Annotated in this window: 1 protein-coding gene; it reads right to left on the bottom strand. The window is 64.3% G+C overall.

The window, feature by feature from the left end; translation table 11 throughout:
- A partial coding sequence (locus F0Q45_RS27005) for a KR domain-containing protein (protein ID WP_149656699.1) occupies positions 1–347 on the bottom strand: 347 nt, incomplete at both ends.

Raw genomic sequence — 347 nt, 5'->3', positions numbered from 1 at the left:
TTGTCCGGGGTTGCCCAGGGTTGCCGCCGCCGAGGAGAACAACACAAACGCATCCAGGTCCTGATTTGCGGTGAGCTGGTGCAGATGCCAGGCGGTATCGGCTTTAGCGGCTAACACAGTGTCGAGTTGTGTGGGGGTCAGCTTGCTGACCACGGCGTCATCAAGCACGCCGGCGGTGTGTACGACAGCGCATAACCGGTGCGGGGTATCGATACCCGCCAGCAGCGTGGCTAGCTCGGTGGGGTCGCTGATATCGCAGGCGCTGATGCTGACGTGGGCGCCTAGCCGGGTTAGGCGTCGTTCAAGCTCTCTTGCTTCGGGGGCGGTCGGGCCGCGGCGCGACACCA

The organism is Mycobacterium simiae, assembly GCF_008370645.1.
In the GTDB taxonomy this organism is placed as follows: Bacteria; Actinomycetota; Actinomycetes; order Mycobacteriales; family Mycobacteriaceae; genus Mycobacterium; species Mycobacterium simiae_A.
This window is presented reverse-complemented; position numbering and strand designations above follow the sequence as displayed.